Source organism: Scytonema hofmannii PCC 7110 (genome assembly GCF_000346485.2).
GTDB lineage: Bacteria > Cyanobacteriota > Cyanobacteriia > Cyanobacteriales > Nostocaceae > Scytonema > Scytonema hofmannii.
Window position 1 is genome coordinate 219,775 of sequence record NZ_KQ976354.1, and the last position, 19,864, is coordinate 239,638.

At 39.9% G+C, this 19,864-nt stretch carries 16 protein-coding genes and 1 CRISPR repeat array; of the genes, 10 read left to right on the forward strand and 6 right to left on the reverse strand.

The genetic code is table 11. The features are described 5' to 3' along the window. Window positions 1-40: 40 nt before the first annotated feature. Together WA1_RS01015 and WA1_RS01020 are read right to left on the reverse strand one after the other, a co-directional pair. A complete protein-coding gene (locus WA1_RS01015) occupies window positions 41-862 on the reverse strand; it encodes an FkbM family methyltransferase (protein ID WP_148662586.1) in 822 nt (273 codons plus the stop codon). Window positions 863-1,018: 156 nt separating this feature from the next. Further along, window positions 1,019-3,529, reverse strand: coding sequence for a DOMON domain-containing protein (locus WA1_RS01020; RefSeq protein WP_017742083.1), 2,511 nt, complete (start codon window positions 3,527-3,529; stop codon window positions 1,019-1,021). A 709-nt stretch (window positions 3,530-4,238) separates the two neighbouring features. Here WA1_RS01020 and WA1_RS01025 point away from each other — a divergent pair. Continuing rightward, complete coding sequence (locus WA1_RS01025; protein WP_017742082.1) at window positions 4,239-5,021, forward strand: SDR family oxidoreductase; 783 nt, start codon at window positions 4,239-4,241, stop codon at window positions 5,019-5,021. Window positions 5,022-5,034: 13 nt separating this feature from the next. Continuing rightward, entirely contained in the window at window positions 5,035-6,135 is a 1,101-nt protein-coding gene (locus WA1_RS01030) for a serine hydrolase domain-containing protein (RefSeq protein WP_017742081.1), read from the forward strand. A 148-nt stretch (window positions 6,136-6,283) separates the two neighbouring features. On the opposite strand, the gene WA1_RS01035 is transcribed toward WA1_RS01030, so the two are convergent. Both WA1_RS01035 and WA1_RS01040 read right to left on the reverse strand, forming a co-directional pair. Then, window positions 6,284-7,501 carry a hypothetical protein gene (locus WA1_RS01035; RefSeq protein ID WP_017742080.1) on the reverse strand — a complete coding sequence of 406 codons (1,218 nt, stop codon included), beginning with the start codon at window positions 7,499-7,501 and terminating at the stop codon, window positions 6,284-6,286. Window positions 7,502-7,510: 9 nt separating this feature from the next. Then, window positions 7,511-8,737, reverse strand: coding sequence for a serine hydrolase (locus WA1_RS01040; RefSeq protein WP_017742079.1), 1,227 nt, complete (start codon window positions 8,735-8,737; stop codon window positions 7,511-7,513). Window positions 8,738-9,072: 335 nt separating this feature from the next. Here WA1_RS01040 and WA1_RS01045 point away from each other — a divergent pair, with 335 nt between their 5' ends. Next, window positions 9,073-9,285 (forward strand): type II toxin-antitoxin system HicB family antitoxin, encoded by a 213-nt coding sequence (locus WA1_RS01045; RefSeq protein ID WP_017742078.1) that lies wholly within the window; start codon window positions 9,073-9,075, stop codon window positions 9,283-9,285. Between the two features lie 416 nt (window positions 9,286-9,701). On the opposite strand, the gene WA1_RS01050 is transcribed toward WA1_RS01045, so the two are convergent. Continuing rightward, entirely contained in the window at window positions 9,702-11,237 is a 1,536-nt protein-coding gene (locus WA1_RS01050) for an IS200/IS605 family accessory protein TnpB-related protein (RefSeq protein WP_017750186.1), read from the reverse strand. Window positions 11,238-11,298: 61 nt separating this feature from the next. Beyond that, on the reverse strand, window positions 11,299-12,000 hold the full coding sequence (locus WA1_RS01055; RefSeq protein ID WP_272819042.1) for an IS607 family transposase: 702 nt from the start codon (window positions 11,998-12,000) through the stop codon (window positions 11,299-11,301). A 44-nt stretch (window positions 12,001-12,044) separates the two neighbouring features. Between WA1_RS01055 and WA1_RS01060 the strand changes: the two genes are divergently transcribed. The 7 genes from WA1_RS01060 (at window position 12,045) to WA1_RS01085 (ending at window position 19,599) form a co-directional block, all read left to right on the forward strand. Beyond that, window positions 12,045-13,397 (forward strand): AAA family ATPase, encoded by a 1,353-nt coding sequence (locus tag WA1_RS01060; RefSeq protein ID WP_017750182.1) that lies wholly within the window; start codon window positions 12,045-12,047, stop codon window positions 13,395-13,397. Beyond that, the gene (locus WA1_RS01065) at window positions 13,394-14,044 is read left to right on the forward strand and encodes a hypothetical protein (RefSeq protein WP_017750181.1); all 651 of its coding nucleotides are present in this window, start codon (window positions 13,394-13,396) and stop codon (window positions 14,042-14,044) included. The genes WA1_RS01060 and WA1_RS01065 overlap by 4 nt, the downstream gene beginning before the upstream one ends. Before the next feature lie 9 nt (window positions 14,045-14,053). Next, window positions 14,054-14,230, forward strand: a complete 177-nt coding sequence (locus WA1_RS58480) for a hypothetical protein (RefSeq protein WP_017750180.1) — start codon at window positions 14,054-14,056, stop codon at window positions 14,228-14,230. A gap of 122 nt (window positions 14,231-14,352) precedes the next feature. Continuing rightward, a CRISPR array of direct repeats spans window positions 14,353-15,029; the repeat unit is 35 nt; unit sequence GTTTCCATTAGTTCGACTTCCGAAGAAGTTCAAAG. 225 nt (window positions 15,030-15,254) lie between these two features. Continuing rightward, window positions 15,255-16,349 carry a TnsA endonuclease N-terminal domain-containing protein gene (locus tag WA1_RS52085; protein WP_272819043.1) on the forward strand — a complete coding sequence of 365 codons (1,095 nt, stop codon included), beginning with the start codon at window positions 15,255-15,257 and terminating at the stop codon, window positions 16,347-16,349. Then, complete coding sequence (locus WA1_RS59220; protein WP_033336839.1) at window positions 16,333-16,896, forward strand: Mu transposase C-terminal domain-containing protein; 564 nt, start codon at window positions 16,333-16,335, stop codon at window positions 16,894-16,896. The genes WA1_RS52085 and WA1_RS59220 overlap by 17 nt, the downstream gene beginning before the upstream one ends. After that, on the forward strand, window positions 16,890-18,029 hold the full coding sequence (locus WA1_RS01080) for an ATP-binding protein (protein ID WP_017750178.1): 1,140 nt from the start codon (window positions 16,890-16,892) through the stop codon (window positions 18,027-18,029). Before WA1_RS59220 ends, WA1_RS01080 begins: the two co-directional genes overlap by 7 nt. After that, a complete protein-coding gene (locus tag WA1_RS01085; protein WP_017750177.1) occupies window positions 18,019-19,599 on the forward strand; it encodes a TniQ family protein in 1,581 nt (526 codons plus the stop codon). Before WA1_RS01080 ends, WA1_RS01085 begins: the two co-directional genes overlap by 11 nt. Window positions 19,600-19,864 lie beyond the last annotated feature (265 nt).

Consider the following 19,864-nt stretch of genomic DNA (forward strand, 5'->3'; position numbering starts at 1 on the left):
AACAACTAACAACTAACAACTAACGACTAACAACTAACAACTAACAACTAACTTGTAAAAAAGCATCCATGTTGTGGGGTGTGACGCTACGAGCAGGAATATATTGAAAACCCTGCTGCTCTATAGTTTTTACCAAGCCCGGATAGTCAATTACATCCGGGTGAAATTCTGCAATCATTGCCTTGACTCGTTGAAGCCATCGAAGATCTCCACAGATGAGATCCTGTTCTCCACCTTCAATGTCCATCTTGACTAAATTGACAACTTCATCTTGAGGTAAATTAGCGAGCAGCGTAGCCATAGACATCATTTTAACTTCTTCGCCACTCTTGTTTTGCGCTTCACCTGTCACCACTCTTCCCAAGTTTGATTCATTAGATGCTTCAAAAATGACCGTTCCATCAGTGGAACCAACCGCAGCCTCTATGACGTTGCCATTGACTCCGTTATCAGTAAAGTTTTTCTGGACAAGAGCAGCATTACTTTGATTTGGCTCTACAGCTATAATCCTGTCACAATGATAATGCTTCCACAACCAAAGACTTGTCAGACCAATATTTGCACCTAGATCTATCACCAATTTTGGTTCGAGAGGAAAAGGTAAGCGATATGCTTCATCCAGCCATACCTCACGAATACCTTGAATATCTCCGCGATTGAGACGGTAAGTGAGTTTCATACCACTTGAGCATTGTATAGTACGCTCCTTGTTATAAGACTTGAGGTTAAGGACTTTCAAAAACCTAAAGAGAATTAGGTCGGACGAGAGACGCACGCGAGAGTTAAAGTCATCTGCAAATGACCAAGCTTGTCTTATTTCTCGCAGTGTATATCTAGTTGTTTGCCAAAAAGAATAGAACACAGCTATCTCCTTCAAGCGAGCAGCACCTTGAGCATTTCAAAGAATCGGAACCGTGTCAATCATAATTTCGAGAGATTTTTATCTATCACTCACAACTGTACGGGTGCAATGCCTTGCTCACCACTCACAACTGTACGGGCGCAATGCCTTGCGCTCCTACTTACCACCTCCATTCACAAATGCCCAACGACTGATGACTCGTCCTCCGTTTGCCAAACCTCCTGATAACCACTGAGGAACAAAGCCATAGCCCCCTTCTTCCCATTGACCTGACTCTATAGTCCAGAATTTTTTCCCTTGATTTCCTCCGTTAACACGCCATGCGAGGTTAGGAAAATAAGAATCTCCCGGTTTTAATCGGCTCAATTCTGACTTTAATTCAGGGATTGCATTTAAAGAAATTGCTCCTTCATAAATTGTCTTATTACCCGAACGTGTAAATTTTATCTTTCCTTCCGATCCACCTGACGGGCTTGCTTTCATTTTCATCAGAGGTGGACTAAGCGTTGCATTGGTTGGATAATATCCTTGATGATTTGTACCGGGAGCGCGATATCTCCATAACTCGCTGTTATTTCCCGTACTATAACTGGCAAAAAACTCGTAATCTACATCTGCTGCTAAAGCTTTTTCATAAAGTACGTGACCTTTCAGTAGATCATCAGGATTATTTTTTGTGCAGTCAATATTAATAAATAATCCATCTGTATTATCATCACCTTTAGCACCATCAACTCTATTTTCTCGAAACCACGTAAAACTGGGATCGAAGGGAGGAAATGGAGCGTGCTTATCGTCAGCGATCTCAGCTGCAAAGTATAAGTTATTTGAGTCCCATGCTACTTTAAATTTATATGCTCCATTACCCATACTTGTGGCTATAACATCAGACCAGTCTTGCAAATTACCGTCTACGTTTATTGTCTTTTTAGGAGCATAGGCTGATTGTATCTTCCAATTACCTGTTTGAGGGGAAGATTTGCCTTTCACTGATAATGAGTAGCTAATTTCATAATTGTTGTCATTGTTGACAGCAAAAGACTCTATGGGGAAACTAATAATTTTTTGCTCCCCCGGTTGTAAATTTTCAAAACTTATGCTCTTTTGAGAAAGAGTCCATCCTTTGGGAGGAGCGATCGCTAAAGTTCCACTACGAGGTTTATTAACGACATTCTCTACTTTAATATCAATAGTTCGACCTTTAACAACAGGTCCCGATAAGGATAAAGCCGTGACTTTGATTTCATTTTTTAACTGAAAATCAGCATTTTGTAGTATCTGCTTTAACTGTGAAGCTGGCAGATCAGCTATTATGTATACGACTTCTACTGGATTGAGAGGAATTTTGCTCAAATTATTTATCCTGTTTCCTCTGTAATCGTAAACTTGTATATTTTTTGAATTACCGAGGGAAACAGTACCGGAATACTCATCAGAAGGAATATTTCCTTTAGCTTGGCTACCTCCCTTGGGGTCCCAAGGATTTCCTATATCACCATAAAACGGACTGTTGACAAACAACGCTGCTCTAGCACGATTATCGGTTGAATAATCATTTTTAAAAACTATTCCCCACATTGATTTTGAAGTAGGAAATACATCATCAACTATTTTCGTTCCTTCCAGAACGCGAGTCATAGTTCTATATGCATCCTTTGCAGCATCGTTGTTAGCTATGTCATGTGTTCCATGTCCGCTCCAGTTAAACCAAAACGCTCTGACAGGTCTTTGGGCATAATAACCTGCTAACATATGTATTAAGTAACTAGAGGGTATGGTACGGGCGACCCAAATATCTTGGTTTGAGGAGTACATATCCCGAAACGTGCCAAACTCTGTTTGCCATGCTCCCGCACGACCTTGTGTTTTAGAAAATTTCTTATCTACTGTCAATTGCATCAATACACTATGGAAAGTGTTCAAGCTGGGAAAAGCATATGCATGGTTAACAGAGCCATCAGCATATCCTGTGTCATTTCCCTTAGCGTACATAATATCTCGGTTATAGGCTAAAGAACCTCCACCAATTAAATTAACATTGGGATAATCAGCTTTGACTTTATTCCAAATTCGTTTAATAATATCCCTATATTCCTCAGCAGTACCGCCGTTCCACGCCCACTCATCAACCCAAGGTTCGTTCCAATGCTCGTAATAGGGCATGAGGTCATGAGTAGCTGCTACCCAATTATAAAATTTTTGTACGTAAGCCTCTACATTTCTTGGAGGACCTAATTTGTCTTTTTCTTTCCAATCTACGGGATAGAAAGGTGTTTGTAATGAAGATACACCATAACTTTTTAAGGTATTTATTCTATCTCGGAGAATTTTGGGATCGCCATTCCAGGGATCGAATTCGACTTGGATACCACGAATCCATTTTACTCCCAGGTCTTGCGCGATCGCACCTATAGTCTTAGGATCGCTATAACCAAAGTCTAACCCGAATGGTGAATTGGGAGCTAATCCAGTATATCTTGGAGGTAATTGGGCAGCATCGTTATTGGGTAATTGAGTAGTCTCCTTATTAGGTAATTGGGCAGTCTCGTTATTGGCTGTTGATTTTACAGAACAGGTTGCACTTAATAAAGAGCATAGCAACACTGTAACTAAGCTTGGTTTTAAGTACTTGAGGGGAAACCTTGAGTTTTCTGGTTGTTGTTTCATTGAAAGTTTACTTCTTCAAGAATGGTCGTTTAGCAGTCAGAATATAGCAATTACTACTTTCGTGAGGTACTCTAAGAAAGAATTAACCGCAGATGAACGCAGATGAACGCAGATAAGTTTGTACTTCAGCAGACTATAAAACGCTATATACAAATGCTGGTAAATGCAACTAATTGAAATATAGCTATAAAGCAAGCGTCTCGACTGCTGGTTTTTCGTCCTGCATTACATTTTATATTTAATCCAATTCACTTTCTTGCTTGACTTTACCTAAAATTTACAATTTGATAAAGAAACAACAAAATTTTACTTAATTTGATAGTGAAATTACTAAATAACTTTATCATCTAATGCAATAATAGTCTGTCTAAGATTATTTACTCACTCTAAGTACAGATCTATAAGAATTAGATAGTTAATACGTTTTCTGAAGAACAGTGATTTCACCAATACCAAAGCTTTTGAAATAGAGTATAAAAATAGACAGGTCATGCATAATTAATTTCTGGAGATGTCTATTAGAAGTTCATAAAGCAAGTATTTATGAGCAAACAATGACTAAGATGTGTCTTTGCCAGTCACTTACCCCCAATCACCAGTCCCCATGATACCTATGTAATTAGATAGAGTAACCCTTTCTACCGTTAGCAGTATGAATCCATAGGGTTTTTTATGTTACACAGCAGGAGTAATAAAAATAAGAATATTTATGCAACTAGCAGGTAGAGTCGCTCTGATCACAGGAGCAGGTTCAGGTATAGCTAAGGCAGCAGCAAAGTTGTTTGCTTCGTCTGGTGCTAAAGTTGGCGCATTGGGACGCACAAAGGAAGAACTCGAAGAAACTGTTGCTGAAATTCAAAAGAACAACGGTGAAGCAATACCTTTAGTTGCCGATATTTCAAATCCAGAACAAATGCAACAAGTCACGCAGGAACTGGTTGATAAGTGGGGACGATTGGATATTGTGTTTGCCAACGCTGGCATTAATGGCGTATGGGCATCTATTGAGGAATTGTCTCCTGAAGAATGGGATAAAACAATCAACGTCAACCTGAAAGGAACGTTCTTGACAGTTAAGTACGCCGTGCCTTACTTGAAAAAGCAAGGTGGTTCTGTCATTATCACCTCATCTGTCAACGGTACGCGCATCTTTAGCAACACGGGTGCAACTGCATATTCTTGCTCAAAAGCTGCACAAGTGGCTTTTACAAAAATGGTTGCGTTGGAACTCGCTAAGCACCGCATTCGCGTCAATGTCATTTGCCCTGGAGCAATTGAAACGAATATTGAAGAGAATACTCAAAGAAGGGATTTAGAACACATTCAAGAACCTGTTGAGTTTCCTGAAGGGAAGATTCCTTTAACTGATGGTAAGCCAGGAACCTCCGAACAGGTAGCACAGTTAGCTTTCTTCTTAGCGTCAGATGCTTCGAGTCATATTACCGGTACCGAAGTTTGGATTGATGGGGGAGAATCATTGCTGAAAGCTTAGCAAATAATTCTCAATGCCCAAGGTTTTCTCCCGAAGACAATTTCTCAACTCTAGCAGAGAGGCTTTCATTAGTCTTTCTGCTTTTAGTCTGGTTAGCTTCTACCGCAACCGTTCTGTTTTCTCCGCAGATAAAATTATTGCTAATTTAGAAGCCCAAGTTCCCGCCCTCATGCAAGCTGAGTTAATTCCTGGTTTGGGGCTGGCAATTATTCAGAATGGAGAGTTGTTTTGGACTCGTGGTTTTGGAGTCAGAAATAGAGCCACCAAAAAACCCGTCACTAACGATACTGTATTTGCTGCTGCTTCCTTAAATAAGCCTTTATTTGCTTATGCCGTGTTGAAATTGGTGGAACAGGGAAAGCTCGATTTAGATGCTCCTCTCTCAAAATATACTGCTAAACCATATATTCCCGATCCCAGAATCAAACTCATTAATATTCGTAAGGTATTATCTCATACAACTGGTTTTCCTATTTGGAGTGGTAATAAGCCTCTGACAATTAAATTTCCTCCCGGTACAAAATTTAGTTATTCCGGGGAGGGGTATCTTTACTTACAAAAAGTCGTACAAGACATCACCCAACAGCCGATAGAGGAGTATTTGCGCCAACAAATTTTAGACCCTTTGGAGATGAACAGTAGTAGCCTTGTGTGGCGAACTGCTTACCAAAGCACTGCAAGTGACGGACACGATCGCAAAGGCAAACCAATACCCATGAGTCAACCAAAACGGGGGAGTGCAGCCGGGAGTTTGCGTACCACTGCGACTGATTATGCGAAATTCCTCATGGCTATGATGGGTTCTGGTAAAGTTGATAGCCCCATACTGACAGAAGATAGCCTAGAAGAGATGTTGCGATCGCAGATTAAAGTCAATCGGTTTTTAGATTGGGGTTTGGGTTGGGGGTTAGAGAGGGTGGAAGGTAACCAATTTTTTTGGCATTGGGGCGATCTTGGTACATTTAAAAGTTTCACTATCGCTTCTCGAGAATTAAAAACAGCAATTGTCATTTTAACCAATAGTCAAAATGGTTTAAGAATCTGCCAAAAAATTGTTTCTCAAGCAATAGGTGGGAAACACCCAGCCTTCAATTTCTGGATGATAGATTATTGATTTGGTTAGGGGGTAGGGGGTAGAGGGTAGGGGTTAGTAGGGGTGCAAGGTATTGCGCCTACTAAGGGATTTCCAAGAAAAAAATTACCCATCTTGTGGGACGCCCGCACCACAAGAAATCTTTGATATTTTTTTTATTTGAAAGTCTCTAATTCATAACCTCAGCCAACATCAAATTTGAATTATTCGCTCCATACTTATAGCCAATACCAAAGTCCAGAGGCTCGATACTCTTATTAGTACGATAGATTCTTCTTAAACTGGGTTGATAGCGATTTGCAAACAAACCAATGGGACTGCTATATGAACCGTAAAACTTTAAGTTCCATTTAGAAGGATTAAAAGCGGTGAGGGGCATACCAGAATCATCTTGCAATATATGACTGCTTTGAGCTAAAATTTGCTTTCTAATATCAGAGAACCCATCATTATACATTAAATAAGAAGCCGCTTTTAAATAAGTGACTTTTTCACCTAAATTGGTAATGAAACGACTAAATTCTGGTTTGCTTTCTACACCGGAGTTGGATAAGTCATGGGCAAAATAATATAAAGTACGCGATCGCTCTTCGCCTTTTGCAACAAAATTAATTTTGACTCCAGGAATCATTCCCTTTTTATACTGTTTGATATCAGCATTTTTATCTAATCCAATATATTGCAGATTTGTAATGCGATTTTGAGTTCGTGCTAAAAACACATACAAAATTGGTAACACTCCTTGCTTTCTTAAATCTACCTTCATATCATTAGTCATAAAAAAGCTAAATTGGAGTATTGCATAGAGAGAACTTCTAATTTCCTGCAATTTTAAATTTAGCTGACTTTCCGAAAGATTTGACAAATTAGGCACAATACCCACTGGTTCCAAACCAACCAGTACGTATTTATTGCCTTGTGGAAATAAGGAATACGCATATAAAAAATCAGGACCACTAAAGGGGTAAAAGATAGATGGAGCGGTGGAATTAATTTGATTGAGTTCTTGTTGGGACCAATTTCTTACTTTTTGCAATTGCCGTATTTCCAAATTTGACCAGGCATTGTTAAAAAATTGTTGATGCGATTGCCAGTTATTACCCTGTTGAAACTGTGCAAGTGGGTTATTCTCGACTTGTATGCCAGCCAGAAATTTTGCTGTATTTGTTAAATTATCAGCTTTGGCTTTATCCAACTTTGGATTAACTTCTATAGAAGCTTTTGTTTCCGAAGTTGACTTAACTAACTGCTGATTGTTAGTCAATTGAATTGTGTAATTTGCACTATCATAGCTTTTGCCAAAATGACAACTACGCAGTAAAAGAAGACCTCCAACAGCAATGCAGAAAATAGATAATAAAGCTTTAACGTTTGGAGTGTTATTCATAATCGGAGATTATTTTTTTGAACTACGGGAAATCATGCGTTTATAAACAAGACGAGAGATTTTTGGGAAAATTTGGACATCATCAGCATATGCTGAAGTCTCAGAGAAAACAACCAAAATGTAAGTTGTGCCTTTTTCACCTGTATAAACCATTGCTGTTTCCGCCCGCGCAATAGATGTCCAGCCAGCTTTAGAATAAAGCTGAGCATCAGTGTTAGATAATCCTTCACCAAAAAAGCTCCACACAGGATTAAAACCTGAATCTAAATCGTTTTTACCAACTTTGGGGTTTAAATCTCTTTTGAGCCATTCACACATTTTATAGCTAGCTGCTGCAGAAACAGCTTGCTTGGCGTAACAAATTTCGTAAATCAATCTAGCTGCATGTCTTGTGGTTATCTTATTCCAATGCTGAATTGGTTCACCCAGTAATTGAGATTCACTCCCTTTTGGTTCTGGAAAATTTATATGATAGATGGGAAAGGTTTTTTGAAGAATGTTAATCTTTTTGTAACCAGCTTCTTGGAAAAATCGATTGACTTGCTGTCGTTTGTATTTCCATGCTTGAAATTTTCCTTCGTTCAACGTTGGGCTAGAACGGGTACTTGTTATTAAGTCAACAATGACGCTAGCAGCTTCGTTATCAGACTCCTTAATCATTTTGCTGAGGTAGGGAGTAAAGTCATCTTCACTTTCCCAAATATTATTTTCTAGTTGCGCGTACAAAACAACCATCCAAAACATTTTGATAACACTAGCGGGATACCTCAGAGAATCTTGTTTGTATCCAGCCGTTTCGCCAGTTTTTGCATCTATCAAAGTCATTGATATGTGCTGTCTGGGCAAATCTTGCTCGGTAGCAAGATTCACAGCTTCGTTAACAATTTTTTGTAACTTTGGGCTATATTTAAAATGGGGAGGAGTTTTGAGATTGTAATCAACTTCTGAATCTTCTTGCCCTAGTTGACGGGAGGGAAAAGGCAGTGATTTAGCAATAGCCCAATCCGGTAACTCTTCTGGAGTGAGACGCGGTTTAACAGGTTTGCGATCGGATGTCTTGGTAGATGCATGAACGGGGATGACTTGAGGTTCAACAGATGGTTTTAAGATTTGTGAATGGAATGGTTGCGGAACAGAAGAATGTGCCGAGCGTTTTGTCAGAGATTCAGTCAATCGGATGCTTACTGATACGCCTAAAATTATCAGTAAGACTATTGCAGAATTTAATTTTTTCATATCTTTGGCAACGCACAACTTTGAGATTTCTTGTTAAGAAACCTTAGCTAAGCACGATTACTTTATTATTCAATTGTTGGTCACTTGTTTAATAGAATACGGCGTAATGTACCAGAGATACATCCTCAAGTCAATAGGTTGTGGTTAGGAGGTAGGGAACTAAGTAGCAATTCCTCATCTTTCTCCTCTGCGCCCTCAGCGCCTCTGCGGTTCAAAAGTCAATTATTTAACCGCCGAGACGCAGAGTACGCAGAGGGAAGAAATGAGAGGGCTATTAATTTTCCAAAGTTTTTATCCACCTTGACAGGTCTAGGGATAGGGGCGATCGCTACAGCATGGTCATTCAATGGTCGCAGGAGGATCAACTTTTCTTAGTACATTTGCCTGAGTTTCCCTGGCAGCAGTTTCATACCCATGGTAGAACTTATGAGGAAGCTGCTAAAAATGGTCAGGAAGTCATAGAGGCTTTTGTTGAGATGCTGACTGAAGAGAATCAACCACTACCGGAACCTAGAATGCTTCCAGCAACGCCGTTACAAGTTGCCTAGTTGAGAGTAAAGATAACAAGCCCTTGCTGATTCTTTGCCTCATGGTATGTTGCATCTGTCAATATATGGCGATCGCTTCACCTACATAATTTTTCCGTCATAATTCCTTGTAGATCGGACCATAACACGCTACAGCTAGGATGGTGAGAGCGATAAGCGCTCTTTCAGCTTGCGCCGAAGCGATCGCTCATCCAAGAAACAGCGAATCTAGAGCGCCAAGAAATCTGATATCTCATGGGAAACTGTACTTATCTTGTGATCCTGAGAGATGGAAGTTATCGGAATTTTTAGTACTTCTCTCTCCTTTTCTCGCTCCCGATGGGTATGCCTCGTCAATAGCTTTGCAGGCTTGCTGCTACTATATATGCACGGGTAATCCAAACACGTCGAGAACGCATGGGTAGAACCACTAACCCTTACACAGCTACCATGCCAAATGCCTTTCTGGCTGCTTGGGTAGCAAGTAAACCCTGTTTTTCAACTTTCAACCTGGGCTTTTGGTAATATCTCGCAAAAAAACGTAGACCTATATTTCGGGCGGCGTTCAGATCGGCATTGCCTCTATGTTCAACGGTGTCGGAACAAATATAATTTGGCGCTCCCGTACTGTAATCAACTTTCTCCAATGATTTATTCATGATTATTTGAAAAAGTCTGGCGACATCAGTACTAAATTGAGCTTCTATTCTGGAAACTAACGAATCTTCTTCTTCGTTGCCATTACATAATGCACAATGCCTGCTTGTATCTTTTGGTGAGACTTGAGCCGTGATAATTCCATAAGACTGAAAAGCTTTGTATTTGGTTCGTTTCCGAATTTTCGACGAGAGCCAATAAGCTCTTTTTTGATTAGAACGACGGCTAAATTTCGCTCTATCGGGTCGAAGATTAGTTAAACACTCAAATACAATTACTGTCGCTCCATACTGATGAGCAAAGTCAGCTATACGTTTAGAGATTCGATGAGATTCGTAATTATCTCTATTCTTAATTTTCTCAAAGCGTTGAGAATTATCACCAATCTTTTTAACTCCAAAACCTTTATTTGTCTTGGAACTAGCTACTGCAATTAAACCTAACTCACGCTTCCTACGATGTTGGATAGTATCATTACCCTTAACAAAGAGAGTGGCAATCTCGGTAACGCTACCCGTAACGTCGGAGTGTAGAATTGTTGCTACAGCTATATCACCATCAAGATTTAGATCTACGTTGCAAGTTGTTAATCCATCAGGGTTCAATGCTTGTTGAGCCAGTTTCCCGTTGGATTTGACTTGTTTAATCACAGGAACATGAAGATGTAACCTATCTTTTAAAACCAGCGTGGGACTTCCCCATTCATAACCATAAGGAAGTTCTCTACCTTCTAGGTTGATAGGCTGCTTCATAAAAACCCATCTGTTGCCTGTCCACAGTTTTAATATGATTGATGAACCGTCAAACTCCTTGTACATCCCACGATAGAAAGTAGGATGAATGTTTGTATAATTACGAGGTGGTAGCGGTGGTTTATCTGTGAACTTTTTCGGAGTGTATTTCTGGCCCTTAGCTTCAGAAATGGCTAATTTCTTGGCTTGTTTTTCTTCATGCTTATCTCTACGTAACTCCCATTTTTTATAGTTCGAGTCCCAAGACTTTGCTATACCAAAAGCGGTTTTAATGCAAGAACGACGCATGTCTTGAACTGTGTTGATCTGCAAGGGAATTTCCGGGGAGGGTCTTTGTTTGGTAATTAATGTTAATTTCTCTACAACGCTATACAAGTCATCAGATTTTAAATTGAGTAGCTCTAAATTCTCCAGAAATACCAAAACATAAAACTCAGTTGTATCTGCGTACAATTGTTTGGTAGTAATAATATGTTTAACTATTTCTTCCCTGTAAGCAGTTTCACTTTTAGCTCTTAATATCACTGTCTTTTGAACTTCAATATGTCCTTTGACTCGCCCCACGTTGTATCACCTCCTTCGCTTGACTGTTTTAGTATACAAAAATGTCCCCGACATTTCCGATTTAGACATCATTCTTCATGGAATCTTCATCTAATTTTTCTACTTCTAAAGTTTTTCTGATCGGTTTTTCATACTTTCGCAAGCCGTAAAGCCTTGCAGAAAAACAATGCATGATTGCTAGCAGATCTTGCACTAACTCTTGTTGAGGAGAAAGCACGACTTGATTCAACACAATAACTTTACAATCAAATTGAGCACAAAGCCAAACTACAAGGTCAAAACCGAACCTGACCAACCGATCTGAATAAGCTACTACTATTTCTTTTACTTCGCGATTAATCACTCTTTCTAATATCGATAAAAGCTTTTTCCGCTTAAAGTTCAACCCCGAACCTACTTCGTAAATCATCTCTCCTTTAGGGTAGCGCGAGCGTAAAAAATCTAACTGCCGTTGCAAATCATCCTTTTGAGAATGCGTTGAGACTCGTCCATATATGATGACTGCTCGGTCGTCCTCCCCAATCATCTTTCTGAGGGAGGTCACATCGTATCGGCGATAACCACTCTCAGCTTTGATAAAGTCAATTTTCCCGGCGTCTGCCCACTTAGCTAGAGTTTTTGGATGAAAGCCTGTTAGTTCTGCGGCGTCTTTAGGACTGATATAAGGCATAAACTCAGAAATAGTATTAGATATCTTAAAATTAACACTAATTCCGACTTGTTCCATGAAACCGTTACTAGCTACGTCTCTCGCAATTCTCACAAATCAAATAGTATTGCTATAGTTGGGATTAAAGGACAACGACAATGTGGGTGGAAAGCATTACTCTCTCGAACATTAAGTGCTTTCGAGAAGAAAAAATATTCTTTACTCATAAGCAAGCCACGGGTCAGAGAGCAAAACCTTATTCCTGGATTACTTTACTGGGTGAGAATGGAGTTGGAAAAAGTACATTATTGCAAGCACTTGCACTGCTTTTGGCAGGTCCTGAAGCTGCGAAAGAACTTCTCCCACGTCCTACTGGTTGGGTTTGCGACCCCTCGATCCCTGGGAAATTAAGTGCTGTTTTACACAAAGAAGAAATTGATGCAGGTAGTTTCGGGGAAGATAAAAGGAGGCAGACATTTGCCTATTCTTACTTTGTGACTGGTGGAATACCTGTCCAAGTAGGAAAAGAAAAGGAAACCTACACTGAACCCGCACTCATTGAAGAACCTTCCAAAATCCTAAGTTGGCTGCGAACAAATGCTTTTGCTTCAGACAGTAAAGGGTGGTTTTCTGTCGGTTATGGAGCTTTTCGCCGATTGACAAGAGTTAGCCAAGTCTTGATACCTAGTTTAGAACCAGCAAAACGTTCTAGCAATTTCATCACTCAATTTGATGAAGATAGCGCTTTAAGCTCTTTTGAAAGATGGATGGTTTATTTAGAATTTCGTATTGCTAAAAATTCGAGTGATACTAGAGCGCAACAAATGCGAGAAGTAGGGGAAAAAGTTATCGAAAAGCTACTTCCTGGAGATGCAAAAATTGCTGAAGTTACTGCTGATGGTTTGATTCAATTCATAGTAAATGGTCAAAAAGTTTCAACTATTAATTTATCTGATGGCTTTCGTAGCGTTATAGCTTTAGCAGGAGATTTAATCTGGCGCTTACTTCAAGCTTTTCGGGATTTGGAAGATCCAACCCAGGCGTCTGGTGTAGTCTTAATAGACGAGTTAGATATTCACTTACATCCATCATGGCAAAGACAAATTGCTGGTTGGCTGCGTCAGGTTTTTCCCCGACTCCAATTTATTGTGGCTACTCATAGTCCCTTAGTAGCTGCGGGAGGAGGAGACGATGCCCTAACTTTGCGCTTAGAATTGGTAGACGGTGAAATTGAGGTTAAACAAGTTCAAGATATATCAGCTTACGACTCTGACTATATTCTGAGAAGCCCTGCTTTTGGTTTAGAATCCACTTATTCACCAGAAACTCAAGAAAAAATAAATCGTTATCACGAACTTAGTAAGAAAATAGACAATCTTATGGAGCAAGAACGTAGGGAGTACGAGCACTTAAGACGATTCATGAAAGAAGCACAACCTATTGGTGGTCCTCCCGAACCTGGTAGTTTAGAAGCTCGAACTAGAGCTTTTTTGGAGGCAAATTTGCCTTGATTCCTGTATCTCGACCTCAACAACCACCAGTGGTTTTAAAACGAAATGCAGCAAAATGGTTAGCTAATTTACAGACAGCCATAGCTCATTTACAGACTGTTAAGGCTAATCCTTCTGCCACAAAAGACGAAATAGCTAAGGCTGTCAAGAATGTTGAAAATGCTACAAATAAGTATAGACACAAAGAAATTAAAGACTTACTAGAGCAGATATTTCATGGTAAATGTGCTTACTGTGAAAGTAAAGTGACAACTACAGGATATGGGGAGATCGAACACTTTTGCCCAAAAGGAAATTCACGATGCATTCATTTGACATTTGAGTGGAATAATCTCTTACTTTCATGCGAAAGATGCAATGATGGTGGTCACAAAGGTATACAATTCCCACTCGATCCCAGTGGCAAACCTTTGTTAATAGATCCAACCGATGGTGTTACAGATATTAATAAACATCTAAAATTTTCCTGGGATGATGTAGATGGTGCAACAGTCGTCGGTCTTGATGCACGAGGAAAAGCGGTTGAGCAAATCTTCGACCTGAATTCTATTCGCGGTACTAGAAAAGAACTAATAAAGCACCTTACTAATTACGTTCGACAAATACTTAGCTTGCTAAAAATTGCTCTGGAAGCTGGTAACTCTTAAGCAATAGCATTGCTTCTAGAACATTGCCAGCCAAGTTCTGAATACAGTGCTTTTGCTCGTATTCATGTTCTCCCTTTCCTTGCTCACCATTTTCAGATTCCAGAAGCGATCGCGCTTTTAAAAGAATTCAGCAAGCAAAGTCCAGAGTATGCAACTTTTGTTCGTATTGACCAATTTCCTGGGTAAGGAGGTTTTAGATATCCATTGTCTGGGTTGAGATGTTGGTGAGGGATTTCGTAACAAGTAAGGAGTAAATAGACACATTGTAGGGGCGCAAGACATTGCGCCCCTACGGTCTGTGCTTCCTGGTTTCCATTAGTTCGACTTCCGAAGAAGTTCAAAGCACAGGTAAACATCAAGGTACGTGGTCAGGAGAGTGTTTCCATTAGTTCGACTTCCGAAGAAGTTCAAAGTGGCAGCTATGCTACACTCTCTCTGAGTAGCGTCGTGTTTCCATTAGTTCGACTTCCGAAGAAGTTCAAAGTTTGTGTGGGTTTTGTTGGCATCACTGCGGTTTTGTTTCCATTAGTTCGACTTCCGAAGAAGTTCAAAGTTATCACTAAGTCTGGTGCTTAATTCCTGACACAACTGTTTCCATTAGTTCGACTTCCGAAGAAGTTCAAAGGGTAAAGGACTCGAGATGACTCTCGATAGCCGTGTTTCCATTAGTTCGACTTCCGAAGAAGTTCAAAGAAACGGTAATCAGTATGATCTTGATATTTTTGTCGCAGGTTTCCATTAGTTCGACTTCCGAAGAAGTTCAAAGTATTCCGATGGCAAAGGACTCGAGATGATTCTCGACGTTTCCATTAGTTCGACTTCCGAAGAAGTTCAAAGTTCTAACGAAGAAGTAAAGAAGAAGTCTGGCTTTGGTAGCGTTTCCATTAGTTCGACTTCCGAAGAAGTTCAAAGACCTGCTCAAGACACAGACTTGACAGTGGACTACCAGTGTTTCCATTAGTTCGACTTCCGAAGAAGTTCAAAGCAAAAATCAGTGTTACTTGAAGCATAAATTGGCAAAATTGCAATTTAATGCTTCCACTTTGAGTGTTACTTAAAGCAAAAAGTGGCAGTTTTTAAAGCATAAAGTGGCAGCAGTCAGTTGAAACAGTAATGGTAAATATTTGTATTGAAGCCAGAAATTGAATTAGCAAAAGTCTAAATTTGTGGTAAGAGCCTGTTGCGTGCTTTGAAGGCTTGGGGAGTCAGTATGTTGAGTGACCTTGAGTTCAATGATTGGTGTCACTACGTGAATTTACCACAAGCGGCTCGGCAAGTCATCTCCCAAATCCGCGAGTCTCAACCAATCCGGCGAGTGAAGAGTAGCGGGATTAATGTTAGAGGCGACTACGCCAGTCGAAAAATGGCAAAAACCATCCAATTCGAGTCGCATTCTGTCGAATTACCAGGTGTAGAAGAGTATGAAGAAGATTCAGATGTCCTGGAATACTACGACCAACCTTATCAAATAACTCTAGAATTTTTATCAAACAATGGGCAAATAGTGAAAGCTTCGCATATACCGGACTTTTTTGTGATTCGGAACAAGAGCGCCGGTTTTGAAGAGTGGAAACCAGAAACAAGATTAGAGAAATTAGCCGCTAAACAACCACAGCGCTATATTCGTACAGAAGATGGGCAATGGCGTAATCTACCAGCAGTTGCCTATGCAGAAAAATTAGGTTTATACTACCGAATCCGTTTAGACACAGAAATTGATTGGATTAGATACAGAAATCGACTATTTCTCAAAGCTTATAACGATAGCAGTTACGAAATTTCACCAGAAATAGCCGAGAATTTAGTAGCAGTAGTCAGTTTAAATCCTGGCATAACTTATTGGCAACTTCTGGATGATAAACAGGCTAATGCTGACGACATAAATGCTTTGATAGCCACTCAAAAAATTTACCTGAACTTGAGCGCGGCTCCCTTAGCAGAACCAGAAAGAGTACATCTTTTTCAGAACAAAGAAACTGCAGTAGCTTATAGTCAAATGGTGAAGTCTCAGCCCAAGGATGTGGCTGTAGATGTCTGGGATTTTGGCAAGATTACAAGCGTGTCTTCATCTCACAATCAATTAAGAATCACGCCCAAAGGAATGGAGATATTTCTCAGAGCTAGTCCTGAAGAATTAGCACAAGCCAACCAAAAATATCAAGTGATTGAACCATTACTCAATGGCTGTCCAAGGGATAACAAAACTGTTGCATCACGTACTATTTATAGATGGAAAGCTAAGTTTAAAGCCGCTCAAATTGCCTACAACTGCGGTTATATTTTTTACTTTGCCATCTACATCTAAGGGAACAGCAAAAGTTCAACCAAGCAGAGGTGTGAAAATTAATTATCTCTATTATTGGTCAACTGATGATTCGTTCCTAAGACCAGAAATTGAAGGAACTAATGTACCGATTCGCTACGACCCTTTTGACGTAGGAACTGCTTATGCTTACGTTAAAGGTCATTGGGTGCGCTGTATCTCTGAATATTACAAATCTTTTCAAAATCGTTCGGAGCGAGAAGTAAACATAGCTAGTACCCAATTACGTCGAAAAAGACAAAAACACGCTCAAAGGGTTACGCTCTCTGCCAAAGAAAAAGCTACTTATTTAGAAGGAATTGAAGCCCAAGAAGCTTTGTTAATACAACGCTTGCATGATTTAGCACATCAAGATGTCTGCGCTTTGATTGAGGGGAAGTTAACTCAAGAAAATCCTCAGAATTTTCGGAAGAGTTTAGAGAAAAATAATGGAGAGCTATCCGAAGATAATCAACCCGTAAAAGTATCAGCAACCCCATCAATAGATTTCAACGAAATAGAAGCTTACAGTAGGTCGGAATTATGGTGAGAACACAGACACGCTCTTTTCCAGATGAACTCCTCTTACAGTCGAACGAAACCAAGACTAATTACTTCAAAAATATTACTATTCCCCATAAACGACTCAAAGAAGCTTTGGATGTTTTATTAATTAATATTCTAGAGCCAGCCGACACATTAGTCTTTTTAGTTTTTGGTGTGACTGGCGTAGGAAAAACAACGTTACGCTTACGTCTTGAAAAGATGCTCCTCTCGGAATTCCTCCCTTCATTACGCCAAAACCCCGGTCAAATTGCTGTTGCAGGTATTGAAGCTATTCCTGCATCTGGTGGGAAGTTTAGTTATAAGGATTATTACACTCGTGTCCTAGAAGCTCTCAATGAAGTTTTGATTGAATACAAAGTTGATTATGGATTTACTGGAGATGAGGGAAATGATTTGGGCTTGCTAAATCGGGCTTATCGCCAAGATGCATTTGCATTACGCCGAGCAATGGAAAAAGTATTTCGTCACCGTCAGCTCAAAGCTTTTACTGTAGACGAGGCGCAGCATTTATTGATGATGGCTGGTGGACACCAAATGTTACAGCAAATGAACTGGATTAAGTCCATTGCTAATCTTACTGGTACAGTGCATATCCTATTTGGCACTTATGAACTGCTTAACTGTCCTACTCTGAATGGACAGGTAGGACGACGTAGCGAGGATATCCACCTCTCACCTTATCAAGCTGATAACCCAGAAGATATGACTGAATTTCTCAGAGTTATTAGAACTTTTCAACACCATATTCCCCTTGCACAAGAACCAAAATTAGAACAACACTACGAGTATCTTTTTTCTGGCTCAGTTGGCTGTGTGGGACTCTTGAAGAATTGGTTGACTCGCTCTCTGAGGGTCGCTTTAGCAGAAGAAGCTCGTACTCTCAATACTAAACATCTTAAAGTAGGTGCTTTTTCTGCATCCCGTATCAACAAAATTAAGGAAGAAGCAGAACAGGGATTTAGACGCTTCCGAGAAGAAACAAGTTTTGTTGAGCAGCAATATTTAACAGAATACGGCACAAAAATGCGAGTCGGAAATCGTGTATCTAAAAAAGGTCGTGTTGGACAAAGAAAACCCAAACGAGATACTGTAGGGGTGAATCCAGATGATATTTAACACAGCACTTAACGATGAATTATGGATTCAAGAAACACAATTTATCCCCAGCCCTAGCCGTTTGTTTCATCTAGAACCAATTGGTATAGGCACAAGTTATGTTGAGAGTCTGACTAGTTATGTTGCTCGTCTAGCCGAAGCTCACAGTGTACCAAGTGGAACTTTATTAGCTAGAGAGGTAAGACCACTAGTCAGACATGACAATGCTACCAATTCCTTGAATTCCTCAAGCACAGTAGCTTTGTATGGGCAAGCTTCTGTAAAAGCTTTAAACGGAACTCAAAGTGGAGCCAAACAACTTGTTAAAGCTCTCGAAGCACTTACAAAACGCACTGACTTACAGTTTTTGACAATGCTACCTTGGGCACAAGTCTTTCCTGTTTTGGGGTTGCTCAAAGATTTTCATGCTTGGTGTCCTTATTGCTATCAAGAGTGGTTGAACAATAAACAGGTCATTTATTCACCTCTACTGTGGGCTTTGAAAGCTGTCAAAATTTGTCCAAATCATCTTCAATTTTTAGAATCTAAATGTCCCCACTGTGAACAAGAATTTTTACCTCTATGGCACAATTCCCGACCTGGATTTTGCTTAAAGTGTGGTCGCTGGTTAGGAATTAAGCCGGAAATGAACGACCAACACAAGCACTTGTTTGAGGAGACAACCAACTCCCAACAAGAAATTTGGAAAGTTCAGACTTTAGGAGAATTAATTCAATTAGCTCCTGAGTTTTCCCATCCACCTTTGAGAGAGACTATTAAAACAATGCTCAAGGCTTATGTACATCAATATACTCAGGGCAATGTTTCCGCTTTTGGTCGTTGGTTGGGACTATCGAGATATGAAATCCTACATTGGTATTCAGGTGTAGCCATCCCCAATTTGGATAAACTCCTAAAAATTTGTTACATATTGGAAACAACTCTTGTCAATTTTCTCCAGCTTAAACTAGTACCGATTTCTCCTAATAAACTAGCTTCTTTAGAAGCTAATGAGCCGATAAAATTAACACAACCTGCTCTAGTTACTTCTAAAAATACTCCCAAGCCCGAACAAGTTATTCAAGCGATGCAACTAGCTTTAGAAGAGGAACCACCTCCTTCTTTAACTCAGTTAGCTGTTCGTTTAGGATTCAAAACTTATAGTAGTTTAACCGCCATTTCAAAATCTTTATCAGCATCTATTGCTGCTAGATATACTGAATATCAGCAACAGTTAAGGCACTCACAGATCCGCGATTTACTCGAATTGTCTCTTTTTGGCTCGGAGTCTCCACCACCTTCTCTGAGAAAAATAGCTCTTAGGACTGGGATTGGTCTGGCAACTTTTTACCACTATTGCCCTACTTTGTGCCATGCTATTTCTTTGCGCTACAAAGATTACCGAAAATTTCTTCATAAACTATCAATTCAGCAGGGTTGTCGAGAAGTCAGGCAACTAGCTCCAGTGCTTCATGCACAAGGCATTACTCCCACTGCTAAAAATCTGCGAAAATTTATGCAGAATCCCTCTTCATTGTGGCACTCTGAAGTCATTGAGGTTTTAAAACAGGTAAGACGCAATCTTGAATAGTCAATATCATTTTACCCTGTATCAACAGGGGTTTTCCGCTACTGCCACTTTATGCTTTAAAAACTGCCACTTTTTGCTTTAAGTAACAGCAGTGTGCAAATTTATCCTTACAGTCTGTGCAGATTTATGGGTCAAGTAACAAAATGCTAAGTTTGACATTGTTGATACGAAAGTTTCCATTAGTTCAACTTCCGAAGAAGTTCAAAGGCTAGACTTTTGAAAGGCTTGCCCTGACTGAATTGTACACCCCATTATCTGAGGGGGT

Excerpts from the sequence above, each read along its gene's own strand:
- WA1_RS01020 (WP_017742083.1), bottom strand. The coding sequence starts at position 3,529 with ATGAAACAACAACCAGAAAACTCAAGGTTTCCCCTCAAGTACTTAAAA.
- WA1_RS01025 (WP_017742082.1), top strand. The coding sequence starts at position 4,239 with ATGCAACTAGCAGGTAGAGTCGCTCTGATCACAGGAGCAGGTTCAGGT.
- WA1_RS01030 (WP_017742081.1), top strand. The coding sequence starts at position 5,035 with ATGCCCAAGGTTTTCTCCCGAAGACAATTTCTCAACTCTAGCAGAGAG.
- WA1_RS01035 (WP_017742080.1), bottom strand. The coding sequence starts at position 7,501 with ATGAATAACACTCCAAACGTTAAAGCTTTATTATCTATTTTCTGCATT.
- WA1_RS01040 (WP_017742079.1), bottom strand. The coding sequence starts at position 8,737 with ATGAAAAAATTAAATTCTGCAATAGTCTTACTGATAATTTTAGGCGTA.
- WA1_RS01045 (WP_017742078.1), top strand. The coding sequence starts at position 9,073 with ATGGTCATTCAATGGTCGCAGGAGGATCAACTTTTCTTAGTACATTTG.
- WA1_RS01060 (WP_017750182.1), top strand. The coding sequence starts at position 12,045 with ATGTGGGTGGAAAGCATTACTCTCTCGAACATTAAGTGCTTTCGAGAA.
- WA1_RS52085 (WP_272819043.1), top strand. The coding sequence starts at position 15,255 with ATGTTGAGTGACCTTGAGTTCAATGATTGGTGTCACTACGTGAATTTA.
- WA1_RS01080 (WP_017750178.1), top strand. The coding sequence starts at position 16,890 with ATGGTGAGAACACAGACACGCTCTTTTCCAGATGAACTCCTCTTACAG.
- WA1_RS01085 (WP_017750177.1), top strand. The coding sequence starts at position 18,019 with ATGATATTTAACACAGCACTTAACGATGAATTATGGATTCAAGAAACA.